The following is a 20,680-nucleotide window of genomic DNA, read 5'->3' as shown; positions in this document are numbered from 1 at the left end:
CATCGGCATGTCATCTGTGCCTAAAACGAAGGAGGCCAATTAAATGAAATTAATTGTTGCCGTTGTACAGGATCAAGATAGCAGCAAACTGTTGAAAATATTGACCGAACATCATTTCGGCGTAACAAAATTAGCTTCAACTGGTGGGTTTTTAAAGTCTGGAAATACGACTTTCATTATTGGTTGTGATGATGTCCGAGTGGAGAAAGCATTACATCTCATAAAAGAAAATTGTCGTAAACGTGATCAAATGATTGCACCTGTATCACCAATGGGTGGAAATGCAGATTCATATGTACCATACCCTGTTGAAGTTGAGGTTGGTGGAGCTACTGTCTTTATTCTGCCAGTTGAACAATTTCATCAATTTTAAGGATGAGTTGCTGTGAAAATTAATCAAGATATGCGGCTGCTGTTAGAAAAACGTGAACTTCAGGCGATCAAAGGAAGTCAGATGTCTTCCTCTTTTAGAGCATCTTTGGAGACACAAAGCGGCAAAATGCGTTTAGAACAACTGACGGTAATGCTTAGTGATATCGAAGTAATCGGTAAAAAGCTGACGAAGTCTCGAAATTTAAAGGATTTGGCAAAGTTTAAAGGACTTGTGAAACGCTTTGTGAAAGAGACGGTAGATCATGGTTTAAATATAGAGACTTCTCGGAGCTTTGACCTTTACGGCAATACGCGGACACTCGCTTTAGTCAAAGCTTTAGATGAGAAGCTTATGGAATTAACAGAGGATATGATGAATCAAGAGAAACCCTCTATTGACTTGCTTGAACGTATAGGAGAAATAAAAGGTTTATTGATTAACCTTTACACATAGAGAGTGATAACATGGCAATTAGCTGGGATGACATGAAGGATTTACAGCCGCGCGTCATGCGGCTGATTTTTAATAGCATAGATAAAGATCGACTTGCTCATGCCTACTTATTTGAAGGGAAAAAAGGAACAGGAAAGCTAGATGCTGCCTTGCTTTTAGCCAAGAGCTTCTTTTGCTTGGAAGCAGGTGTGAAACCATGTGAGTCCTGTCAAAACTGTAAAAGGATTCAGTCTGGAAACCATCCAGATTTACATCTTGTGCAGCCCGATGGTCAATCAATTAAAAAAGTGCAAGTGCAGGCATTGCAGGAGGAATTTACAAAAGCAGGTGTAGAATCGCACCGAAAAATGTATATCATTCTTCATGCGGACAAAATGACCGTTAATGCTGCGAACAGTTTACTGAAGTTCCTAGAGGAGCCTAACCGGGAAACGATGGCCATTTTAATCACTGAGCAATCTCATAAAATGCTGGATACGATAATTTCAAGATGTCAGATGCTTCGTTTTCAGCCTTTGCAGCCGCAATCACTGGAGCAGCAGCTTTTGCAAGAAAATGTACCTGAGCATCTTGCAAGGCTCTTGTCGAATTTAACAAATAATTTAGCAGAAGCACTCGAATTAAGTCGAAATGATCAGTTTGCAGAGTCTAGAGCGAAAGTGATAAAATTGTATGAAGTCTTGCATCAGCGAAAAGAACATGCATTTTTTTATATACAGGATCAATGGATGCCTTTTTTCAAAGAGAAAGACCTTCAAGAAACAGGTCTGGATATGCTTTTATTTATATATCGTGATGTATTGTCGATTCAAATAGGAAACGAAGATAAAGTCATTTATCAAGACTTATTCCAGACAATGAAGCAGCACGCGCTGCATTCCACACAGCAAATGGTGACAAACCAGATCCTTGCTGTATTAGAAGCGAAAAAGAGACTTCAATCCAACGTGAATGCCCAAGGGCTAATGGAGCAATTGGTGTTGATGTTGCAGGAGGGATAAGCTTGTACAACGTAATTGGTGTTCGCTTTAAGAAAGCGGGCAAAATCTATTATTTCGATCCAAATGGATTTCATATAGAAAATGATAGTTGTGTCATTGTAGAAACAGTAAGAGGGGTTGAGTACGGACAAGTGGTCATCGCCAATAAGAAAGTGGATGAACACGATGTTGTTCTCCCTCTTCGGAAGGTCATTCGTGTAGCAGACGAGCGAGACCGGCTCATTGTTGAGGAAAATAAAGATGCGGCGAAGTCAGCCTTTGATATATGTCTTCAAAAGGTAAGTGAACACGGATTAGAAATGAAACTAGTTGATGTTGAATTCACGTTTGACCGGAACAAAGTCATTTTCTACTTCACAGCTGATGGCAGAGTGGATTTTCGTGAACTAGTGAAAGACCTTGCATCGATCTTCAAAACTAGAATTGAACTTCGTCAGATTGGTGTAAGAGACGAAGCGAAAATGTTAGGTGGTATTGGTCCGTGTGGACGCATGCTTTGCTGTTCTACATTTTTAGGAGATTTTGAACCTGTGTCCATTAAGATGGCAAAAGATCAAAATCTGTCGTTAAATCCTACAAAGATTTCAGGGCTTTGCGGTCGTTTGATGTGTTGCTTGAAATATGAAAATGATGAATATGAATCAGCAAAAGAACAATTACCGGATATCGGTGAGACGATCCAGACGTCTAGCGGCTCGGCCAAGGTAGTTGGGCTCAACATTTTAGAACGAATTATACAAGTTAAATTAACCGAACAAGAAAAAGTGATAGAATATACTTGGGAAGAATTATTACAAGAAGGCGTTGTATCTGCACAAACAACTGAGTAACGAGGTGTGCCACCTTGGATAAAAAGGAACTATTTGATACGGTAATCAATTTAGAAGAACAAATTGGTTCTCTCTATCGCCAGCTAGGTGATTTAAAAAATCATATCGGTGAAGTGATCGAGGAAAACCATCAGCTTCAGATGGAGAACCAGCACTTGCGTGAACGTTTAGATCAGTCCAATCGAGGCAAGTCATATGAGGCGTCGAATGATGAGACTGCCCAAAAGCCAAGTCATTCTGATATAGGAGAAGGTCATGATAACCTAGCTCGTCTATATCAGGAGGGCTTCCATATTTGTAATGTGCATTATGGGAGCATTCGTAAAGAGGGAGACTGTTTGTTCTGTCTGTCATTTTTAAATAAAAAATGAGAAAAGGCTTCCGCTGCATCGGGAGCCTTTTTCACAGGAAAAGAAAGGATACATCATGGTTTCGTTAAGAGAAGATGAACGTTTAGATTACTTGCTGGCAGAAGATATGAAGATTATTCAAAGCAAGACTGTCTTTGCCTTTTCATTGGATGCGGTGTTATTAGCAAAATTTGCGTATGTTCCGATTCAAAAAGGAGAAATCATTGATCTTTGTACGGGAAATGGCATTATCCCATTGCTACTCTCGACTCGTTCCAAAGCCTCCATTACAGGTGTCGAAATTCAAGAACGATTATTTGATATGGCAAAAAGGAGTGTAGAGCATAACCAACTAGAACATCAAATTGAATTGATTCATGGTGATTTAAATGATATGCCAACACGCTACGGGAATCATAAGGTAGATGTGATTACGTGTAACCCGCCATATTTTAAAACACCTTCACAGGATGAAATCAATGAAAATGAATATTTAGCGATTGCACGTCATGAGATTCATTGTACATTAGAAGATGTTATTCGTGTTTCTTCAATCTTGCTCAAACAAGGAGGCAAACTTGCAATGGTTCATCGTCCAGGGCGTTTGCTTGAAATCATCGAGCTGATGAAAAAATACCGAATTGAGCCGAAACGGATTCAATTCGTTTATCCAAAGCAAGGAAAAGAAGCCAATACCATCTTAGTGGAAGGTATCAAAGATGGTAAGCCAGATTTGAAAATCCTCCCGCCACTCTTTGTTTATGGGGAAAATCAAGAGTATACAAATGAAATCAGGAAGATACTGTATGGAGAAGCATAATCATTATTTTTATGTACTGAAATGTGCAGATGGAAGCCTGTATGCTGGATATACAAATGACTTACAAAAAAGGCTGGCGACACATAATAGCGGGAAGGGCGCAAAGTATACAAGAGCGAGACGACCGGTTGAGCTGTATTATCATGAATGCTTCCCAACCAAAAGAGCTGCGATGCAGCAAGAGTATCATTTCAAAACATGGACGCGTAAAAAGAAGGACAGATATATAGAAGAAAAGCAAAAAGAAAAGGAGGCGGCACATGCTAAAGACACAGAAAAGCTTTGATGGTCAATCCGATATGGGTGTGCTTTATTTAGTTCCAACCCCAATCGGAAACTTAGAAGATATGACGTTTCGAGCGATACAAACGTTAAAAGATGTAGACTACATTGCTGCAGAAGATACAAGACAAACGAGAAAACTTTGTCATGTATACGAAATTGACACACCTCTAACAAGTTATCATGAACATAATAAAGACAGCAGCGGTCATAAGTTAATTGAATGGTTAAAAGAAGGAAAGCACATTGCACTTGTTAGTGATGCTGGATTACCGACCATTTCTGATCCAGGAGCTGAGATTGTTCGAGACTTTACGAGAATCGGCGGGTATGTGATTCCATTGCCTGGCGCAAATGCGGCATTAACGGCTTTAATTGCATCAGGGATCGCACCTCAACCATTTTTCTTTTATGGTTTCCTCGATAGACAGAAAAAGGAAAAGAGAAAACAGCTAGAAGCATTAAAAAAACGTCAAGAAACAATTATTTTTTATGAAGCACCCCATCGTTTAAAAGAAACCCTTACCGTTATGAAAGATGTTTGGGGAAATCGAAACATTGCTATTACACGAGAATTAACGAAAAAATTTGAAGAATTCATACGTGGAGATCTAGACCATGTATTGACCTGGGCAGGAGAGCATCAAATTCGTGGAGAGTTCTGTCTTGTGGTAGAAGGAAATGATCAAGTGGATGAGGAATTGAATGAAGAGACATGGTGGCAATCCTTATCTGAAAAAGAGCACGTTATTCATTACATAGAAGAAGGATTGACGTCAAAAGAAGCGATCAAGCGTACAGCTGTCGAACGAGGTGTGCCAAAGCGCATGATATATGATGCATATCATGTTGAACAATAAAGAAAGGTTCTTGCAAACGGTGCAAGAACCTTTTATATAAAAATTATTTTTGTGATTGAAGTTGGCTTTGGATTTCGTTAATGATTTGTTCAGCACCTTCACGGCTAAGAACTAATTTACCATTAGCAAGTTTAAGGTTATCGTCTGATACTTCACCTGTTACTTGGCAAGTCATGTTTGGTTTATATTTTTTTAGGATGATTTTTTCATCATCAACATAAATTTCCAAAGCATCTTTTTCAGCAATTCCTAACGTGCGGCGAAGTTCGATTGGAATCACCACGCGTCCTAATTCGTCAACTTTACGTACAATACCTGTAGATTTCATCTTCATTCTCCTCCCAAAAAGTCCTTATTCTTAATATAATATTATCTTCGTCATTATTCGACAAATTCCTTACATTCCTAGCATAACAAGGTTTCCATAAATCGTCAATCATTTTGTTTACTATTGTTTGTAAAATATGACTCTTATATTCAAAAAACCTCTAAACTACTGATACATAAGGATTTATTAGACATAATGTTTTAGAATATTATAAATGATGAAAACAGATTATCAAGACTTTTGCCCTAAATTAGCCAATTATGAATCTGGAAGCAGATTTCTTACGACAATATTCGACAAAACGTCTTGCGGTTTGTCGTTTTTTTCGGGAAACTCATCTTTTTCCATCATTTCATACCGTTCTATGTATATATGCTTGATCTTAAAGGCTAAGATGGTATCATAGAGAAAGCACAAGTGCAAAAAAATTTTTTGAATTTGATACATTTTAATGAAGTCTTCATAACCGCTCTCGTCCATTGGGCGGGAGTTTTTGACATTCATACACACGCAGGAGGTTCCGACATGCCGGAAAAGAAAAAAACGTTTTATTTGACAACACCTATTTACTATCCGAGCGGAAAATTACATATTGGACATGCTTATACGACAGTGGCAGGGGATGCCATGGCTCGATATAAACGTCTTCAAGGCTATGATGTGATGTATTTAACGGGTACAGATGAGCACGGGCAAAAAATTCAACAAAAAGCAGAAGAGCAAAATATTACTCCGATCGAGTATTTAGATCCAGTGGTTGCAGACATCAAATCTTTATGGAAGAAACTCGACATTTCAAATGATGATTTCATTCGTACAACGGAAAAACGCCATACGAAAATCATTGAGCAAGTCTTCCAAAAGCTGCTTGATCAAGGAGATATCTATTTAGATCAATATGAAGGCTGGTACAGTATTCCTGACGAAACATTTTATACTGAAACACAGCTCGTTGATGTTGAACGAAATGAAAAAGGTGAAGTCATTGGCGGGAAAAGTCCTGACAGTGGACACCCTGTTGAATTAATTAAAGAAGAATCATACTTCTTTCGTATGAGTAAGTATGCAGATCGTTTACTTGACTATTATGAAAAGAATCCATCATTCATTCAGCCTGAATCAAGAAAAAATGAAATGATCAATAACTTCATTAAACCAGGTTTAGAGGATTTAGCTGTATCGAGAACAACCTTTGATTGGGGAATCAAGGTGCCAAATAATCCGAAACACGTCATTTACGTCTGGATTGATGCTTTATTCAACTATTTAACGGCTATTGGCTATGGAACAGACCAAGATGAAAAGTACAAAAAGTATTGGCCAGCCAATGTGCATCTTGTAGGGAAAGAGATTGTCCGTTTCCATACAATTTATTGGCCAATTATGCTGATGGCACTTGATCTGCCGCTGCCAAAACAAGTCTTTGCACATGGTTGGCTTTTAATGAAAGATGGTAAGATGTCTAAATCAAAAGGGAATGTAGTAGACCCAGTCACGTTAATTGATCGTTATGGTCTTGATGCCCTTCGATATTATCTTCTTCGTGAAGTACCTTTTGGTGCAGATGGTGTGTTTACACCAGAGGGATTTGTGGAACGTGTAAACTATGACCTTGCCAATGACTTAGGAAATCTGCTTAACCGTACAGTTGCAATGGTTCAAAAATATTTTGACGGCACGTTAAGCAGCTATAAAGGTCCAGTAAATAAATTCGATGAGGAACTCAAAGCTGTTGCTGAACAAACCGTGAAAGCCTATGAAGAAGCGATGGAAAACCTTGAATTCTCGGTGGCTCTCTCAAATGTCTGGACATTAATCAGCAGAACCAATAAATATATCGACCAAACAGCTCCATGGGTGCTGGCTAAAGATGAAACAAAGCGAAAAGAGCTTCACTCTGTTATGTATCATTTAGCAGAATCATTGCGGATCACCGCAGTACTGTTAACGCCATTCTTAACAAAAACACCTGAGAAAATCTTCTTCCAACTAGGGGTTGAAGATGACAAAATGAAAAGCTGGGACAGTATTCAATCTTTTGGTGCTATTCAACAAACAACCGTACAAAAAGGAGAGCCGCTATTCCCTCGATTAGATGTTGAGGAAGAAGTGACTTACATTAAAGAAAAAATGCAGGGAAGCACACCTCAAGCTAAAGAGAAGAAAGTTGAAATAGAAGAAACGGAAGTACCTGATTTAGGAGAAGAAATCGCATTTGATGATTTCTCGAAAGTCGATCTTCGTGTAGCGCAAGTATTGCAAGCAGCCCCAGTAAAAAAAGCAGATCGACTATTAAAGCTTCAGGTTGATTTTGGATTTGAGAAAAGACAAATTGTTTCAGGGATCGCTAAGTATTATCAGCCGGAGGAATTAGTAGGGAAAAAGTTAGTTTGTGTAGCGAATTTAACACCTGTTAAACTTCGCGGGGAAATTTCCCAGGGAATGATTTTAACTGGTGAAACTGGCGGGAAATTACAAGTTCTTGAAGTAGATCAATCACTAGCCAACGGAACCAAAATTCTATAATGTAACAAAGGTGTTCCACGTGTAACATTTCGTCGAACACCTTTTGTTTTTCATGAGACTTGTCGAAAGGAGTAATGAATATGTTATTTGATACACATGCTCACTTAAATGCGGAGCAATTTAGTGATGACTTAGAGCAGGTCATTGAGAGAGCAAAGAGTGAAAAGGTAGAGAAAATCGTGGTGGTGGGATTCGATCGACCAACGATTACAAGAGCGATGGAGTTAATTGAAGAGTATAATTTTATATATGCAGCCATTGGTTGGCACCCTGTTGATGCGATTGACATGACGGATGAGGATTTGGCTTGGTTGAAAGATTTATCTCAACACAAAAAGGTCGTTGCAATCGGGGAAATGGGGCTAGATTATCATTGGGACAAGTCGCCAAAAGATATTCAAAAAGAAGTCTTTAGACGACAAATTGCTCTTGCGAAGGAAGTGAAGCTTCCGATCATCATTCACAATCGTGACGCAACAGAAGATGTGGTCACTATCTTGAAAGAAGAAGGAGCAGCTGATGTTGGAGGTATCATGCACTGCTTTACAGGAAGCTTAGAAGTTGCAAAAATCTGCATGGAGATGAACTTTTATATTTCATTCGGTGGACCTGTGACATTTAAAAATGCTAAAAAACCGAAGGAAGTCGTCAAAGAAATACCAAGAGATCGGTTATTGATTGAAACAGACTGCCCATATTTAACACCGGCGCCATTTAGAGGGAAACGCAATGAACCAAGTTATGTAAAATATATTGCAGAGCAAATAGCTGAATTGCGTGAGATGAGCTTTGAAGAGCTTGCAGAATTGACAACAGAAAATGCAAAAAAAGTTTTCGGTATAAATTGACAGTATATGATAGCAATCATTGTTTAAGCTTGTCCATTTATGAAACATAACGAAAAAGTTCTACACGTTTGCTACTCCTCATAGGATAAGTTGTCGATAAGTCTTTCTTCCCTTCCTCCCTTAAAGCTTCCATAATAGGTATACAATCAAGCATTTTTGTACATTGGTTGGAAGGGTTGACAGGTTTTGAGATACTCTATATAATCTCTCCGAGGAGAAGGAGGCGTTTTTCATCGTTCAAAAAATGAAAAATCTGTTTTCTGTTAAGCAAGGAAAAGGTAAGGTTGCTCTACTAGTAGCTTGCTTACTTTTAGCTGGAACTGGGACGGCTTACGGTGCACATGAGTTCACTAAGCAGTCTATTACCATTTCTATCAATGGTAAAGAGAAAACAATTCGTACACATGAAGAGACAGTTGCACAGCTGCTTTCAGACCTTGGGATAAGGACCAGGGCGGAGGATCATATCTCTCCAAGCCGAAATACAAATATTCAAGATAATATGAACATTGTGTATGATGCGGCATTACCGGTTCATCTTACCCTGAATGGTAAAGAGAAAACGATTTGGACAACAGATCAGACGGTTGGAGCATTTTTGAAGAATGAACAAATAGATATTGGGAAGCACGATCAAGTGACTCCAGGAAAGAATGACAAGATTGAAAAGGACATGAAACTTGTTGTTCAGCAGGCCTTCCAGGTCAGCTTAAATGATGGAGGAAAGAATAAAAAGGTGTGGACCACTTCGACTACCGTCGCTGACTTTTTAAAGCAACAAGAGCTAAAGCTCAAGAAGCACGATAAGATCAAACCTGCGTTACATACATCCATTTCTAAAAAAAGCGCAGATATTCAGATCACTCGGGTGGAAAAAGTCACCGATGTAGTGGAAGAGAAAATTGCTTTTGATACCAAACATAAAAAGGATCGTTCTCTAGAACAAGGAATAGAGAAGGTACTTAAAAAAGGTGAAGAAGGTAAATTGAAGAAGCACTATGCCATTGTGAAAGAAAACGGCAAAGTGGTGTCTAAAGAATTGATCAAAGAAGTAACTGTGAAAGATAGCAAAGATCGCTTAGTTGCCATTGGCACACAAGAGTCCGAAAAGGAATCTAAAGCGTCCCCAGTTGTTTCAAGAAGCAATGAATCGTCTGGGAAAGAATTTTATGTGACTTCAACAGCCTATACAGCAAGTTGCAGTGGATGTACGGGTAGAACGTCGACAGGCTATAATTTAAAAGCAAATCCAGGTGCAAAGGTCATAGCAGTTGATCCGAGTGTCATTCCGCTAGGCTCTAAAGTGTATGTGGAGGGCTATGGATATGCCGTTGCGTCAGACACTGGATCAGCTATAAATGGAAATAGAATTGATGTGTTCGTCCCAAATAAGTCGGCAGCTTATCAATGGGGGAATAAACGAGTGAAAATTAGAGTGCTCAAATAAACACATCAAAATGATTGATATAAGCAGAGGGCTTTGCGAACCCTCTGTTTTTTTGGTTATAATAGAAGCACTGTTTTCTAATTAATTAGACGCAAAAACAGCATAAAAGGTTTCGTTTTTTTACCAAAAATGTTTTTGTTTTTGCCAGCGGAGGAATAAATGAAAATCAAAGAAATCATTGTGGTTGAGGGTCGTGATGACACAGCCAGAGTGAAGTTGGCCGTTGATGCGGATACGATCGAAACAAATGGATCTGCTATTGGGGATGCAGTCATTCAACAAGTAAGGCTTGCCCAAAAGACGCGAGGTGTGATTATTTTAACAGACCCTGATTTTCCTGGTGAGAAGATACGTAAAACCATTGCAGAAGCGGTTCCAGGGTGCAAGCATGCGTTTTTACCAAAACATCTTGCTAAAGCAAAGCGAGATAGAGGGATCGGCGTCGAGCACGCTTCTTTGGACAGTATTCGAGAATGTCTTTCTCATGTACAGGAGGAGATGGAAGAGTCGGAAAGTGACATTTCATTAGATGATTTATTTGACGCAGGCTTAATTGGAGGCGTAGCTTCAAAACGCCGCCGTGAACGACTAGGTGTGCTTTTAAATATAGGATATACAAATGCGAAGCAACTGCAAAAGCGCCTTCACATGTTTCAAATAACCAAACGTGATTTTATTGCGGCACTAAAGACCGTCATGCAGGAGGAAGCCGATGAGTAAAGATATAGCGACACCCGTCAGAACGAAGGAGATATTAAAAAAGTACGGTTTCTCTTTTAAAAAGAGTTTAGGGCAGAATTTTTTAATTGATACAAATATTTTAGATCGAATCGTCGATCACGCTGAGATAACGGAGGAAACGGGTGTCATTGAAATTGGACCCGGAATCGGTGCACTGACAGAACAGTTAGCCAAGCGTGCAAAAAAAGTAACAGCTTTTGAGATCGATCAGCGGTTATTACCGATTTTAAACGACACGCTTTCTCCATATGATAATGTCACAATCATTCATCAGGACGTGTTGAAGGCGGATGTAAGGAAGGTCATTGAAGAAAATTTTGCTGACTGTAAAGAAGTAATGGTTGTCGCAAACCTTCCATATTACGTGACCACACCTATCATTATGAAATTACTTGAAGAGAACCTTCCATTGAAAGGGATTGTGGTCATGTTGCAAAAAGAAGTAGCTGATCGTATGGCAGCCGTTCCTTCATCAAAGGAATACAACTCATTGTCAATTGCCGTTCAATTTTATACTGAAGCGAAAACTGTGATGATTGTGCCTAAAACAGTTTTTGTTCCACAGCCAAACGTTGATTCAGCTGTAATTAAGTTAACGGTACGTGAGTCACCTGCTGTATCAGTAGAGAATGATGCGTTTTTCTTTCAACTCATTCGTGCAAGCTTTGGACAGCGCCGCAAAACACTCATGAACAATCTTATGAATAACCTTCCAGATGGAAAGAAACATAAAGCCATTATTGAAGAAGCGCTTGAAACAGCTAACATTGATGGCAAACGCCGTGGGGAATCTTTATCTATTGAAGAGTTTGCCCGTTTATCGAACGTTTTACAAGAAGTCCTGATGTAGGGACTTTTTACTTTTGCTTTTCACCACTTCACGCATCAGGGCATAGATTAGAAAGAACAGCATATAACGTAAGACGATACCAACAGGATATGAGCCTGATTGTGGAGTGAAAAGCATGCAATTTCAAATAGGAGATATGGTGACGAGGGCATCCTATCAAATGGATATTATGTTTCGTATTATTCGGATTGATGAGACTGAGCATGAAGCAACCGCCATTTTGCATGGGAATGAAGTGCGGTTGATTGCAGATGCAAAGTTGTCAGACCTTGTATTGATACAAAAAGAAGAGCAGCTCACAAGAGAGAAGGAAGATGAGCGGAAAATCAATGAATCCCTCGACTTACTCAAGCAGGACTATCAGCTACTTCGTGAAAAGCAAGAATATTATGCTTCTGGACAATATCAGCATCAGGAGCAGTATTTTCACATGCCTGGGAAGGTTCTTCATTTAGATGGGGATGCTTCGTACTTAAAGAAATGCTTAGACGTATATGAAAGAATCGGTGTACCTGTGTACGGTGTACATTGCCACGAGAAGAAAATGCCAAGCATGATTGATTCATTAATTGATCAATATCGTCCTGATATATTGGTCATCACAGGACATGATGCTTATTCTAAACAAAAAGGCAGCGTGCATGATATCGGTGCATATCGCCATTCTCGTCATTTCGTTGAAACGGTTCAAAAGGCGAGGAAAAAAGTCCCTCATTTAGATCAACTCGTTATCTTTGCAGGTGCTTGCCAATCTCATTTTGAATCATTGATACAAGCAGGAGCAAATTTTGCAAGCTCGCCTTCACGTGTAAACATTCATGCGCTAGATCCAGTGTATATTGTTGCGAAAATCAGCTTCACACCGTTTGTAGATCGAATCAATGTGTGGGATGTACTTCGGAATACATTAACGAGAGAAAAAGGACTCGGTGGAATAGAGACAAAGGGTGTTCTAAGAGTGGGCATGCCTTATAAAAGAGATCATGAATCGACATAACCCGACTGTTATCAGTCTGGTTTTTTTGTGTGAAAAAAGAAACATCAAGTGAATACATATTTCACCGGATTTTGTGAAAAATAGGGAGGAGAAAAGGTAGAAGTTTGTCAAAAATATTTTGTTGACAATGGCTCATATTCGTTGATATAATTTAATTTTTATTTGACAAAAACGAGCCGTTGTTGTATAATTATCTCAGTGAGGTGGATGCAATGGCGAAGACGTTGTCCGATATAAAAAGATCGCTTGATGTTAACTTAGGTAAACGTTTGACGTTAAAGGCTAATGGAGGCCGCCGAAAAACAATCGAGCGTTCGGGCATATTATCTGAAACATACCCTTCTGTTTTTGTGATTCAATTAGATCAAGATGAAAATTCGTTTGAAAGAGTTTCTTATAGTTATGCAGATATACTGACTGAGACGGTCGAATTAACATTCGATGATACCGCAAGCTCAGTCGCCTATTAGTGGGCAGTGAACTTCTTGTTTACTGCTTTTTGTTTTGCCTTTTCTTCTAAATGGGAACCCGTCCATTATTTGAAAGGGGTAAAAGGAGAAATTCGATACAAAATAATAAAGCCATGAAAGCAGTGGCAGCAATTCGAATTCTCGGGCAAAAGGGGCTGTTTCGTTTGGGTAGACGCCGAGGCATTATGTCAGATGAGTTCAAATACGAGCTGGCGAAGGATCTTGGATTTTATGATACCGTGAAAAATGAAGGCTGGGGAGAAATTCGTGCCCGTGACGCAGGTAATATGGTCAAACGTGCAATTGAATTAGCTCAACAGCATATGGCTCAACAAGAGAATCAACGATAAATGAACGGTCAGGGATACCTCAGGTGTCTCTGGCCTTTTTTGATGAAAAAGCAAGTGTGCCAGCCGCTAAAAACCATTATTCATCCAATCCGTCAAATGTGATACAATGTTGATACTTATGTTTAGATGGAGAAGTAGGTGAAATGTTTGCGTATTTTAGAAAAGGCACCGGCAAAAATTAATCTATCACTTGATGTCCATGGTAAAAGACTGGATGGGTATCATGAGGTGGAGATGGTGATGACAACAATAGATCTTGCAGACAGACTAGAGCTGACAGAGCTGGACAAGGATGAAATCCGCGTATCGTCTCATAATCGCTTTGTTCCAGATGATCAGCGTAATCTAGCGTATCAGGCGGCTAAATTATTAAAAACAAGATTCGGTATTCAAAAAGGGGTCTCGATTGTCATAACAAAAACAATCCCTGTTGCAGCAGGCCTAGCTGGGGGCAGTAGTGATGCAGCGGCGACTTTGCGCGGCTTAAATCGTTTGTGGAAGTTACATCTCACGTTAGATGAGTTGGCTGAGCTTGGAGCGGAGATTGGCTCTGATGTCTCCTTTTGCGTATATGGAGGGACAGCACTAGCGACAGGACGCGGGGAAAAATTAAAGCATATTGCCTCTCCGCCGCATTGCTGGGTTATTTTAGCGAAGCCGGTGATTGGAGTATCTACTGCTGAAGTCTACAGACAATATGACGCAAGCAAGGTGGAACACCCGAATGTACAACGTATGATTAAAGCTATTGAAGCAAAAGATTATAAAGAGATGTGTAGTTCACTCGGGAACGTTCTGGAATCTGTGACATTAAAGATGTATCCAGAAGTAGAAATGATCAAAAGACAGATGAAGCGCTTTGGTGCAGATGCTGTCTTAATGAGTGGGAGCGGACCAACAGTATTTGGTTTGATTCAGTATGAATCAAAAGTACAAAGAATATATAACGGACTGAGAGGATTTTGTGATCAAGTTTACGCTGTTCGCATGATCGGCGAACAAAATGCCCTTGATTAAATCCGTATATTAAGTTATATTATTCATAAATTATTCGGGTTCTGGGGGTAAGTTCATGAAGTTTCGTCGAAGCGGCAGATTGGTGGACTTAACAAATTATTTGTTAACCCACCCGCACGTACTAGTACCGTTAACATTTTTTGCAGAGCGATACCAATCTGCGAAGTCCTCAATTAGTGAAGACTTAACGATCATCAAACAGACCTTCGAACAGCAGGGAATAGGCACATTGCTTACTGTACCAGGCGCTGCTGGCGGAGTGAAATATATTCCAAAGATTCAATTACAAGAAGCAGACGAAGTAGTGAACGATATCGGGCAGGCTTTATCAACTCCTGAGCGTGTGCTTCCTGGCGGTTATTTATATTTAACCGATGTTTTAGGCAACCCATCCATTCTTGCTAAAATCGGTAAGCTTTTTGCGACCATTTTTGCAGATCGTGCAATTGATGTGGTCATGACCGTTGCGACTAAAGGGATTCCGATTGCCTATTCTGTCGCGGGTTATTTAAATGTACCCGTTGTAATTGTTAGAAAAGACAATAAGGTAACTGAAGGATCAACCGTTAGTATTAATTATGCGTCTGGTTCTTCTAACCGTATTCAAACCATGTCTCTTGCAAAACGCAGCTTAGATAAAGGATCAAATGTTCTTATCATTGATGACTTTATGAAAGCTGGCGGAACCATTAATGGCATGATGAATTTGCTTGAGGAATTTAATGCAAATGTTGCAGGAATTGGTGTTCTTTTAGAAGATGAAGGCGTAGATGAACGTCTTGTCGATGAATATGTATCGCTTTTAAAGCTTTCAACAATTGATAGGAAGCAAAAAATCATTGAAATCAATGAAGGCAATTTCCACGAGTTTTTTCATACGCAATTATAGGCTCGATCAAAAGTGTATCTGAATGGGAGAGATTGATATGACAAAAATTGTTCAAACCAAAAATGCACCGGCAGCCATTGGACCATACTCTCAAGGAATTATTGTTCATAATATGTTTTACAGTTCAGGACAGATTCCATTGACACCAGCTGGAGACTTCGTAAATGGGGACATTAAGGAACAAACACATCAAGTTTTCCGCAACCTTCAAGCTGTTCTTGAAGCAGCAGGTGCTTCATTTGAGACAGTTGTGAAGGCAACAGTTTTCATGAAAGATATGGAGCATTTTGCTGACATGAACGAAGTATATGGCAAGTATTTTCATACACATAAACCAGCTCGTTCATGTGTAGAAGTAGCAAGACTTCCAAAGGATGCACTTGTGGAAATTGAAGTCGTTGCATTAGTCAAATAACTAGTTTGAAAAGCCGTTTGGTTCATCATATGCAGGAAAGGGCAGCATCATGATGCCTTTTTTCAAAGCAAATATGTAAGCGTCGTCATAAATTTGACAAAAAATGTATAAATATCCCGATATTTCAAAAAAAGTTTAAAAAATGTGCAGGAGAATCACCACAATCGTTGAATACCTAATTAATGCTTTTATATTGGGAAAAGGTGGTGAACTACTGTGGAAGTTACTGACGTAAGATTACGCCGCGTGAATACCGATGGTCGCATGAGGGCGATTGCATCCATCACGCTGGACCACGAATTTGTTGTTCATGATATTCGTGTGATTGATGGAAATAATGGATTGTTTGTTGCAATGCCTAGCAAACGCACGCCTGATGGAGAGTTTCGCGATATTGCACATCCGATTAATTCAAGCACTCGGGGTAAAATCCAAGATGCTGTATTAAATGAATATCATCGCTTAGGCGAAGAAGAAGCAATCGAATATGAAGAAGCTGGAGCTTCTTAATCATATGTGAATCTAAAAAGACAGCTTTAAGAGAAAATGAAATGTTTTCTTTTACATGCTGTCTTTTTTGCGTTTTTCTTCATGTTTCTTATGTGTTTCATCCATTAGAAAATGATTGTACTTCCTCATGTATCCTTGAAATCAGTCCTTATTTAGGATATATTTTTCTATGGATAATAGGGATATTGGAGGCCAATCAATGGATAAGCGGTTCGCAGTGATTTTAGCAGCGGGAAAAGGAACGAGAATGAAGTCAAAGCTATACAAAGTGCTTCATCCAGTTTGCGGAAAGCCAATGGTCGAGCATGTGGCAGACGAAGCGTTAAAGCTATCTTTAGCCAAGCTGGTGACCATTGTCGGTCATGGAGCAGAGGACGTCAAGGAACAGCTTGGGGACAGAAGTGAATATGCACTTCAAGAAGAGCAGCTAGGAACAGCACATGCCGTCAAACAGGCGAAACCGTTCCTTTCGCAGGAAAAGGGAACAACCATTGTCATTTGTGGGGATACGCCATTATTGACAGCGGAAACAATGGAAGCCATGTTAAGCGAGCATCAAAAACATCAAGCAAAAGTGACCATTCTAACAGCACACGCAGATGATCCAACAGGCTATGGTCGTATCATTCGTGACGAAACGGGTGCGGTTGTGAAGATTGTCGAGCACAAAGATGCGAATGAAGCTGAACTTCAAGTGAATGAAATTAATACAGGGACTTATTGTTTTTCTAATGAAGATCTTTTTCGTGTGATTGAGCAGGTGTCGAATGAAAATGCACAGGGTGAGTACTATTTGCCAGATGTCATTGAGATCTTAAAAAATGAAGGGCAAACGGTTGTAGCTTATCAAACAGCGCATTTTGAAGAAACACTTGGAGTCAACGATCGAATCGCACTCTCTCAAGCAGAGCTTTTAATGAAGCGTCGTATAAATCATCAGCATATGAAAAATGGTGTAACCTTAATTGATCCTGAAAACACGTATATCTCAGCAGATGCTGTCATCGGTGAAGATACAATCATTTATCCTGGTACGGTCATCAAAGGGAAAGTAAGAATTGGTGCAGACGCCACAATTGGACCGAACACAGAAATTGTTGATAGCATCATTGGAGATCGAACAGTGATCAAGCAATCTGTTGTCTGCGATAGTGAGGTCGGGGTTGATGTGACGATTGGTCCATTTGCTCATATACGCCCACTTTCAAAAATCGGCAATGAAGTGAAGATTGGGAACTTTGTCGAAATCAAGAAAACGGTTTTCGGTGACCGCAGTAAAGCATCTCACCTTAGTTATATTGGAGATGCAGAGGTCGGTACTGATGTAAACCTTGGCTGTGGGTCCATTACAGTTAATTACGATGGGAAGAACAAATTTTTAACGAAGATTGAAGATGGCGCCTTTATTGGCTGCAATTCAAATCTCATTGCACCAGTCACTGTCGGAAAAGGGGCATATGTTGCAGCTGGTTCAACGGTCACAAAAAATGTGCCGCAGGATGCATTGTCTATTGCAAGAGCAAGACAAGTCAATAAAGAAGATTATGTGAAAAATATTCATAAAAAATAATCCAAATACCCGGAGGTTTACAATGTCTAATCGTTATGCTGATGCGAATTTAAAGATTTTTTCTTTAAATTCTAACCCTGAACTTGCTGAAGAAATTGCCGAGCGTATCGGAGTTGATCTAGGAAAGAGCTCTGTTAAACGTTTTAGTGACGGTGAAGTCCAAATCAATATTGAAGAAAGTATTCGCGGCTGTGATTGCTATGTCATTCAATCGACAAGTGCACCAGTGAATGAACATATTATGGAACTATTAATTATGGTGGATGCGCTAAAACGTGCTTCTGCCAAAACGGTCAACATTGTGATCCCTTACTATGGATATGCACGTCAAGATCGTAAAGCAAAACCGCGTGAGCCCATCACTGCGAAACTTTTTGCGAACTTACTTGAAACAGCTGGCGCTACACGTGTCATCGCACTTGACCTACATGCGCCACAAATCCAAGGTTTCTTTGATATTCCAATTGATAACTTAATGGCTGTGCCAATTCTAACAAACTATTTTGAACAGAAAAACTTAAACGATATCGTGGTGGTTTCTCCTGATCACGGTGGTGTGACGCGTGCGCGTAAAATGGCAGATCGCCTGAAAGCACCAATCGCTATCATCGACAAACGTCGTCCAAGACCAAACGTTGCTGAAGTGATGAACATCATTGGTAACATTGAAGGCAAAACCGCGATTCTAATTGACGATATCATTGATACAGCGGGTACGATTACACTAGCAGCAAATGCGCTTGTCGAAAACGGAGCGGCTGAAGTATATGCTTGCTGTACACACCCGGTGTTGTCAGGACCAGCAGTAGAACGGATTACAAATTCAAAAATCAAAGAATTGGTTGTAACAAACAGTATTCGTTTAACAGAGGAGAAGAAAGTAGATAAATTCATTCCACTTTCAGTTGGGCCTTTGCTTGCTGAAGCCATCATCAGAGTACATGAAGAAGAATCTGTTAGCTACCTTTTTAGCTAATTCCTTATAAAAAAGGCCCTAGGCAGTTGCTTAGAGCCTTTTGTGCTTTTCTCACGTCATAAATGAAAGCGCACATGTTTGAAATGACTCATTTATGGGTATGTATGAAAGTAGTGACAAAAAAGAAAGAGGATGGTGCTGAATATGACAACTTTAAAAGCAACTGAAAGAACTGATTTCAAACGTTCCACACTGCAGAAAATCCGTCATTCAGGACATGTTCCTGGTGTCATATACGGAAAAAATACAGATAATTTAGCTGTTTCGTTAGATAGTGTCGATCTATTAAAGACATTACGTGATGAAGGAAAAAATGCAATCATCACATTAGAAGTAAACGGTGAGACAAAATCCGTTATGGTCACAGAATTACAAACAGATCCACTGAAAAATGAACTTGTCCACGCTGATTTCCAAGTGGTTGACTTACAGCGAGAAATTGACGCAGATGTACCTGTACAGCTAATTGGAGAATCTAAAGGTGTGAAAAATGGCGGTGTGCTTCAACAGCCATTATTTGAGATATCCATCACAGCGAAACCAAAGGATATCCCCCAAAATATTGAAGCTGATATTACAAACCTAGATGTGAATGATGTACTGACAGTCGGTGATCTTTCTGTTCAGTCATCTTATAAAATTAATAACGATCCAGAAGAAGTCGTTGCATCCATTCTGCCGCCGCAGCAATCCGAGGTTCCAGAGCCTCATAGTGAAGAAGAACAAAAAGAACCGGAGGCCATTAAAGAAAAAGGTAACGACAGAGAATAACTGGCCATTTAGAGACGTAACCCTCCCGTGGTTGCGTCTTTTGTGCTAGAATGAAAAGTATTCACACGTTTTGGGATGAGGCAATGATATTGGCTCATCTTTTAGGCGTGTGCACGTGTGACAAGGGAGGTTGCTTTCATGATTGCATTCATTGGATTAGGTAATCCTGGAAGGGAATACGAAAAAACGAGACATAATGTCGGATTTATGACAATAGATGAATTATCAAAAAAATGGAACATTCCATTAAATCAATCAAAATTTAATGGACAATATGGAACAGGAATTGTTTCGGGGCAAAAGGTTCTACTTGTTAAGCCTCTTACATATATGAACTTATCAGGAGAATGCGTGCGTCCTCTTTTGGATTACTATGACATTCCTCTTGAGGATGTGAAAGTCATCTATGATGATCTCGATTTACCGACTGGTCGAATTCGCTTACGTACAAAGGGTAGTGCAGGAGGGCATAATGGGATTAAATCTTTGATTCAGCATCTAGGCTCACCTGAATTTGATCGAATCCGAATTGGCATTGGACGTCCGCAAAATAGCATGAAGGTGGTAGATTACGTATTGGGGCGTTTTTCAGAAGAAGAGCAGCCTGTTATCGTATCAGCCATTCAAGCGTCTGTTGAGGCTTGCGAGGTAGCTTTAACGAAGCCGTTTTTAGAAGTCATGAATGATTTTAACAAGAAGGTATAAGAATGATAAGCAAAGCACATACTGTTCATAAAATCTCTACATGGGAGGATGACGTATGGCTTTGCATTATTACTGCCGGCACTGTGGTGTAAAAGTTGGCAGTTTAGATGAATCTGTCGTCCAAAGTAAATCACTTGGATTTCATCACTTAACAAATGAGGAAAGAAACGATATGATTTCTTATAAGGAAAATGGTGATTTACATGTACAGACCATTTGTGAGGATTGCCAAGAGGCGCTCGAAAGAAATCCCGATTATCATCAGTATCATACATTTATTCAATAAAAAAGCTTTGGTGTA

The 20,680-nt window shown here is 39.6% G+C and carries 25 protein-coding genes and 1 pseudogene; 25 read left to right on the top strand and 1 reads right to left on the bottom strand.

The annotated features are described in order from the left end of the window. Positions 1–43: 43 nt before the first annotated feature. The 8 genes from ABVJ71_RS11180 to rsmI are packed head-to-tail and all read left to right on the top strand — an operon-like array spanning position 44 to position 4,969. Positions 44–373, top strand: coding sequence for a cyclic-di-AMP receptor (locus ABVJ71_RS11180; RefSeq protein ID WP_353854078.1), 330 nt, complete (start codon positions 44–46; stop codon positions 371–373). Positions 374–385: 12 nt separating this feature from the next. Beyond that, positions 386–826, top strand: a complete 441-nt coding sequence (locus tag ABVJ71_RS11175) for a YaaR family protein (protein ID WP_353854077.1) — start codon at positions 386–388, stop codon at positions 824–826. A gap of 11 nt (positions 827–837) precedes the next feature. Then, complete coding sequence (gene holB, locus ABVJ71_RS11170) at positions 838–1,827, top strand: DNA polymerase III subunit delta' (RefSeq protein WP_353854076.1); 990 nt, start codon at positions 838–840, stop codon at positions 1,825–1,827. A 2-nt stretch (positions 1,828–1,829) separates the two neighbouring features. Beyond that, positions 1,830–2,657 carry a stage 0 sporulation family protein gene (locus tag ABVJ71_RS11165; protein ID WP_353854075.1) on the top strand — a complete coding sequence of 276 codons (828 nt, stop codon included), beginning with the start codon at positions 1,830–1,832 and terminating at the stop codon, positions 2,655–2,657. Between the two features lie 14 nt (positions 2,658–2,671). After that, a complete protein-coding gene (yabA, locus tag ABVJ71_RS11160) occupies positions 2,672–3,028 on the top strand; it encodes a DNA replication initiation control protein YabA (protein ID WP_353854074.1) in 357 nt (118 codons plus the stop codon). A 55-nt stretch (positions 3,029–3,083) separates the two neighbouring features. Further along, entirely contained in the window at positions 3,084–3,827 is a 744-nt protein-coding gene (locus tag ABVJ71_RS11155) for a tRNA1(Val) (adenine(37)-N6)-methyltransferase (protein WP_353854073.1), read from the top strand. Further along, on the top strand, positions 3,814–4,113 hold the full coding sequence (locus ABVJ71_RS11150) for a GIY-YIG nuclease family protein (RefSeq protein WP_353854072.1): 300 nt from the start codon (positions 3,814–3,816) through the stop codon (positions 4,111–4,113). Before ABVJ71_RS11155 ends, ABVJ71_RS11150 begins: the two co-directional genes overlap by 14 nt. Beyond that, entirely contained in the window at positions 4,088–4,969 is an 882-nt protein-coding gene (gene rsmI / locus ABVJ71_RS11145) for a 16S rRNA (cytidine(1402)-2'-O)-methyltransferase (protein ID WP_353854071.1), read from the top strand. Before ABVJ71_RS11150 ends, rsmI begins: the two co-directional genes overlap by 26 nt. A gap of 43 nt (positions 4,970–5,012) precedes the next feature. Here the strand turns inward: rsmI and ABVJ71_RS11140 are convergent, their stop codons facing one another. After that, positions 5,013–5,303 (bottom strand): AbrB/MazE/SpoVT family DNA-binding domain-containing protein, encoded by a 291-nt coding sequence (locus ABVJ71_RS11140; protein WP_353854070.1) that lies wholly within the window; start codon positions 5,301–5,303, stop codon positions 5,013–5,015. A 519-nt stretch (positions 5,304–5,822) separates the two neighbouring features. Between ABVJ71_RS11140 and metG the strand changes: the two genes are divergently transcribed. The 17 genes and pseudogenes from metG (at position 5,823) to ABVJ71_RS11055 (ending at position 20,665) form a co-directional block, all read left to right on the top strand. Then, positions 5,823–7,823, top strand: a complete 2,001-nt coding sequence (gene metG / locus ABVJ71_RS11135; protein WP_353854069.1) for a methionine--tRNA ligase — start codon at positions 5,823–5,825, stop codon at positions 7,821–7,823. 80 nt (positions 7,824–7,903) lie between these two features. Next, positions 7,904–8,671: a TatD family hydrolase gene (locus tag ABVJ71_RS11130; protein WP_353854068.1), complete on the top strand. Its 768-nt coding sequence runs from the start codon at positions 7,904–7,906 to the stop codon at positions 8,669–8,671. A gap of 163 nt (positions 8,672–8,834) precedes the next feature. Further along, a pseudogene (locus ABVJ71_RS11125) lies at positions 8,835–10,118 on the top strand (ubiquitin-like domain-containing protein). A 159-nt stretch (positions 10,119–10,277) separates the two neighbouring features. Beyond that, the gene (gene rnmV, locus ABVJ71_RS11120) at positions 10,278–10,838 is read left to right on the top strand and encodes a ribonuclease M5 (protein WP_353854067.1); all 561 of its coding nucleotides are present in this window, start codon (positions 10,278–10,280) and stop codon (positions 10,836–10,838) included. Further along, positions 10,831–11,709: a 16S rRNA (adenine(1518)-N(6)/adenine(1519)-N(6))-dimethyltransferase RsmA gene (gene rsmA / locus ABVJ71_RS11115; protein ID WP_353854066.1), complete on the top strand. Its 879-nt coding sequence runs from the start codon at positions 10,831–10,833 to the stop codon at positions 11,707–11,709. Before rnmV ends, rsmA begins: the two co-directional genes overlap by 8 nt. 115 nt (positions 11,710–11,824) lie before the next feature. Continuing rightward, entirely contained in the window at positions 11,825–12,706 is an 882-nt protein-coding gene (gene yabG / locus ABVJ71_RS11110; protein ID WP_353854065.1) for a sporulation peptidase YabG, read from the top strand. A 212-nt stretch (positions 12,707–12,918) separates the two neighbouring features. Further along, positions 12,919–13,176: a biofilm formation stimulator Veg gene (veg, locus tag ABVJ71_RS11105; protein WP_353854064.1), complete on the top strand. Its 258-nt coding sequence runs from the start codon at positions 12,919–12,921 to the stop codon at positions 13,174–13,176. A 164-nt stretch (positions 13,177–13,340) separates the two neighbouring features. Further along, positions 13,341–13,526, top strand: a complete 186-nt coding sequence (locus ABVJ71_RS11100) for a small, acid-soluble spore protein, alpha/beta type (protein ID WP_353856642.1) — start codon at positions 13,341–13,343, stop codon at positions 13,524–13,526. Positions 13,527–13,673: 147 nt separating this feature from the next. After that, positions 13,674–14,543 carry a 4-(cytidine 5'-diphospho)-2-C-methyl-D-erythritol kinase gene (gene ispE / locus ABVJ71_RS11095; RefSeq protein WP_353854063.1) on the top strand — a complete coding sequence of 290 codons (870 nt, stop codon included), beginning with the start codon at positions 13,674–13,676 and terminating at the stop codon, positions 14,541–14,543. A 55-nt stretch (positions 14,544–14,598) separates the two neighbouring features. Beyond that, on the top strand, positions 14,599–15,432 hold the full coding sequence (gene purR / locus ABVJ71_RS11090; protein ID WP_353854062.1) for a pur operon repressor: 834 nt from the start codon (positions 14,599–14,601) through the stop codon (positions 15,430–15,432). A gap of 37 nt (positions 15,433–15,469) precedes the next feature. Further along, positions 15,470–15,847, top strand: a complete 378-nt coding sequence (ridA, locus tag ABVJ71_RS11085; RefSeq protein WP_353854061.1) for a 2-iminobutanoate/2-iminopropanoate deaminase — start codon at positions 15,470–15,472, stop codon at positions 15,845–15,847. A 216-nt stretch (positions 15,848–16,063) separates the two neighbouring features. Continuing rightward, on the top strand, positions 16,064–16,357 hold the full coding sequence (gene spoVG / locus ABVJ71_RS11080; RefSeq protein ID WP_353854060.1) for a septation regulator SpoVG: 294 nt from the start codon (positions 16,064–16,066) through the stop codon (positions 16,355–16,357). Between the two features lie 199 nt (positions 16,358–16,556). After that, positions 16,557–17,927 carry a bifunctional UDP-N-acetylglucosamine diphosphorylase/glucosamine-1-phosphate N-acetyltransferase GlmU gene (gene glmU / locus ABVJ71_RS11075; protein WP_353854059.1) on the top strand — a complete coding sequence of 457 codons (1,371 nt, stop codon included), beginning with the start codon at positions 16,557–16,559 and terminating at the stop codon, positions 17,925–17,927. 22 nt (positions 17,928–17,949) lie between these two features. After that, positions 17,950–18,903 carry a ribose-phosphate diphosphokinase gene (locus ABVJ71_RS11070; RefSeq protein WP_353854058.1) on the top strand — a complete coding sequence of 318 codons (954 nt, stop codon included), beginning with the start codon at positions 17,950–17,952 and terminating at the stop codon, positions 18,901–18,903. A gap of 144 nt (positions 18,904–19,047) precedes the next feature. Next, the gene (locus tag ABVJ71_RS11065; protein WP_353854057.1) at positions 19,048–19,674 is read left to right on the top strand and encodes a 50S ribosomal protein L25/general stress protein Ctc; all 627 of its coding nucleotides are present in this window, start codon (positions 19,048–19,050) and stop codon (positions 19,672–19,674) included. A gap of 138 nt (positions 19,675–19,812) precedes the next feature. Beyond that, positions 19,813–20,379, top strand: a complete 567-nt coding sequence (gene pth / locus ABVJ71_RS11060) for an aminoacyl-tRNA hydrolase (RefSeq protein WP_353854056.1) — start codon at positions 19,813–19,815, stop codon at positions 20,377–20,379. Between the two features lie 55 nt (positions 20,380–20,434). Continuing rightward, complete coding sequence (locus tag ABVJ71_RS11055) at positions 20,435–20,665, top strand: anti-sigma-F factor Fin family protein (protein WP_353854055.1); 231 nt, start codon at positions 20,435–20,437, stop codon at positions 20,663–20,665. Positions 20,666–20,680: the final 15 nt, after the last annotated feature.

Source organism: Bacillus sp. Bos-x628 (genome assembly GCF_040500475.1).
In the GTDB taxonomy this organism is placed as follows: domain Bacteria; phylum Bacillota; class Bacilli; order Bacillales; family Bacillaceae; genus Bacillus; species Bacillus maqinnsis.
This window is presented reverse-complemented; position numbering and strand designations above follow the sequence as displayed.

Coding starts and splice junctions, on each gene's coding strand:
- ABVJ71_RS11180 (WP_353854078.1), top strand. CDS start 44: ATGAAATTAATTGTTGCCGTTGTACAGGATCAAGATAGCAGCAAACTG.
- holB (WP_353854076.1), top strand. CDS start 838: ATGGCAATTAGCTGGGATGACATGAAGGATTTACAGCCGCGCGTCATG.
- ABVJ71_RS11155 (WP_353854073.1), top strand. CDS start 3,084: ATGGTTTCGTTAAGAGAAGATGAACGTTTAGATTACTTGCTGGCAGAA.
- ABVJ71_RS11150 (WP_353854072.1), top strand. CDS start 3,814: ATGGAGAAGCATAATCATTATTTTTATGTACTGAAATGTGCAGATGGA.
- rsmI (WP_353854071.1), top strand. CDS start 4,088: ATGCTAAAGACACAGAAAAGCTTTGATGGTCAATCCGATATGGGTGTG.
- ABVJ71_RS11140 (WP_353854070.1), bottom strand. CDS start 5,303: ATGAAGATGAAATCTACAGGTATTGTACGTAAAGTTGACGAATTAGGA.
- metG (WP_353854069.1), top strand. CDS start 5,823: ATGCCGGAAAAGAAAAAAACGTTTTATTTGACAACACCTATTTACTAT.
- ABVJ71_RS11130 (WP_353854068.1), top strand. CDS start 7,904: ATGTTATTTGATACACATGCTCACTTAAATGCGGAGCAATTTAGTGAT.
- rnmV (WP_353854067.1), top strand. CDS start 10,278: ATGAAAATCAAAGAAATCATTGTGGTTGAGGGTCGTGATGACACAGCC.
- rsmA (WP_353854066.1), top strand. CDS start 10,831: ATGAGTAAAGATATAGCGACACCCGTCAGAACGAAGGAGATATTAAAA.
- yabG (WP_353854065.1), top strand. CDS start 11,825: ATGCAATTTCAAATAGGAGATATGGTGACGAGGGCATCCTATCAAATG.
- veg (WP_353854064.1), top strand. CDS start 12,919: ATGGCGAAGACGTTGTCCGATATAAAAAGATCGCTTGATGTTAACTTA.
- purR (WP_353854062.1), top strand. CDS start 14,599: ATGAAGTTTCGTCGAAGCGGCAGATTGGTGGACTTAACAAATTATTTG.
- ridA (WP_353854061.1), top strand. CDS start 15,470: ATGACAAAAATTGTTCAAACCAAAAATGCACCGGCAGCCATTGGACCA.
- glmU (WP_353854059.1), top strand. CDS start 16,557: ATGGATAAGCGGTTCGCAGTGATTTTAGCAGCGGGAAAAGGAACGAGA.
- ABVJ71_RS11070 (WP_353854058.1), top strand. CDS start 17,950: ATGTCTAATCGTTATGCTGATGCGAATTTAAAGATTTTTTCTTTAAAT.
- ABVJ71_RS11065 (WP_353854057.1), top strand. CDS start 19,048: ATGACAACTTTAAAAGCAACTGAAAGAACTGATTTCAAACGTTCCACA.
- pth (WP_353854056.1), top strand. CDS start 19,813: ATGATTGCATTCATTGGATTAGGTAATCCTGGAAGGGAATACGAAAAA.
- ABVJ71_RS11055 (WP_353854055.1), top strand. CDS start 20,435: ATGGCTTTGCATTATTACTGCCGGCACTGTGGTGTAAAAGTTGGCAGT.